Annotated in this window: 2 protein-coding genes and 2 pseudogenes; all 4 read left to right on the top strand. The window is 63.1% G+C overall.

The window, feature by feature from the left end; genetic code table 11:
* Positions 1-416 (top strand): annotated as a pseudogene (locus ABEA24_RS53285) (hypothetical protein); the annotation flags it as partial.
* A gap of 216 nt (positions 417-632) precedes the next feature.
* Positions 633-782, top strand: a pseudogene (locus ABEA24_RS53280) (transposase); the annotation flags it as partial.
* A gap of 333 nt (positions 783-1,115) precedes the next feature.
* Complete coding sequence (locus ABEA24_RS53275; RefSeq protein WP_345444742.1) at positions 1,116-1,343, top strand: hypothetical protein; 228 nt, start codon at positions 1,116-1,118, stop codon at positions 1,341-1,343.
* Positions 1,344-1,473: 130 nt separating this feature from the next.
* Positions 1,474-1,741 (top strand): hypothetical protein (locus ABEA24_RS53270; protein ID WP_345444739.1); only part of this gene is annotated, 268 nt, incomplete at its 3' end.

Genomic DNA, 1,741 nt, shown 5'->3' with positions numbered 1-1,741 from the left:
GCGGCGAGGTGGTGCCGCAAAGCTTCCGGACCGACGGCAGCTGGACCTGGACCGACACGGTCACCTACTACCTCGAAACGCACGGGCTGGCACCCGACCCCGAACTCCACGCACACATCACCGCCGCACGATACGAATGCCCACAGGTCGACGACACCTCGACCGAACGGGCCCTGAGACACCTCTACCGCTCATCAGGCGACGAACTGCAGGCACCACCGACCACCGACAGCGCCGGCTCCCCCGCCTTCACCGTCTCCAGCGACCCCACACCACCGCCCATCACATTGAAAAGCGGCGACAGCACCCTCAACGTCGCACCGAACCTCACCCCCGAGGAATTCCAAATCCTGGAACGCATGCGCCGAGGGATGAACGAGCCGCCGCCGGGCGACGGGTCCAGTCGACGGCGATGATCGGGATGTAGCCGTCGCTCCACCCCTGGAGCTTCTCGAACGCCTCCTCTGCGGTCGGCGGGGTCGTCGTTCCGTGTTCCGGCCGACGTTCACCGGCCGGCGCGGCGCAGGCGTTCCAGGACGCGGCGATCGCTTCTGTCCCGTCGTCCCAGGCGATTGAATGGATCCGGATCCAGGCGACCAACGTCAGATGCGGCGTAATACCCGAGGCCGACGTTCACCTCGTTTCTGGCGTTCCCGGCCGAGATTCGCAAGGTCATCTACACCACCAACGCGATCGAGAGCCTGAACGCCCGGTTCCGCCAGGCCACCCGCCGACGCGGGCACTTCCCCACCGAACAGGCCGCACTGAAGGTGCTTGCTCTACCTGGCCATCCGCAGCCCGCTCAAAAACCGAACCAACGTGACCAGCAAGACCCCCGGCCGGAAAGCAGCGCTCAACGCCCTATCGCTGCACTACGGTGACCGAATCACCCTGAACTGAAGGACGATCACCGCCTCACCCACCAATTTTCGGACAGCCCCTTTCCCCTCTATTATGACGACCGCATCACCCTCCACTAGAAGAAGTGATCACCGACCCGCCCGCAAAGATCCGGACAGTCCACGGGCAAAAGGGGACAGAGCGGAACCGATCGCGGAGCAGACGAGTCTGACTTAAGGTCAAAGGCGTTTCGACGTGATCGGAGGCGAGCGGGCATGAGGGCAGTGCTTCGCACATCGCCCGAAGAGCTGATGACGGATTACTCCCGGCGGGTGGAGCAGCCCAAGGACATGCGCCGCACATTCGACCAGGTCAGCGCGACAGCGACCTGCCGTTATGGCCAGGCGAAGATCATGACCGACCTTCAGGCGATGGCGAAGAACCACGAGCAGGCCGAGCACACCTGGACTATTCACGGTCACACGAGCACTATGCGAGTGTAGTGCCGGGTGAATAAAAGGCTGGAATTTCGTCGGGCATGGTCCGCGATTTTTGGCGGGCCTTTCCGAGGTGTTTTAGGACGACCGGAAACGGATGCCCCTGGCGTGTGGGCTCGTTTGACGGGGGTGCGTGGTGGCCACGGGTTTCGAGGTTAATTTCGAGTCGTGGACGAAGTCGGGTCAGGGGTTTTCTGAGCTGTCGGACACGTTGGCGGTGGCGGTTGACACGTTGGTGTCGGATTTGGCTGATGCGGGGGCGTCCTGGGGGAACGATGATATTGGTCAGGCGTTTCTGAAGGGTTCTGAGGGTTCTGCGGGGTTTGGTGCGGCGCGGGATGGGTGTTTGGATGCGCTTGCGGATGCGGTGAATTTGGTGCGGGCGACCGGGGGGATGTTGGTGG

Source organism: Actinoallomurus vinaceus, assembly GCF_039542055.1.
Classification (GTDB): Bacteria; Actinomycetota; Actinomycetes; order Streptosporangiales; family Streptosporangiaceae; genus Actinoallomurus; species Actinoallomurus vinaceus.
This window is presented reverse-complemented; position numbering and strand designations above follow the sequence as displayed.

Excerpts from the sequence above, each read along its gene's own strand:
- ABEA24_RS53275 (WP_345444742.1), top strand. The coding sequence starts at position 1,116 with ATGAGGGCAGTGCTTCGCACATCGCCCGAAGAGCTGATGACGGATTAC.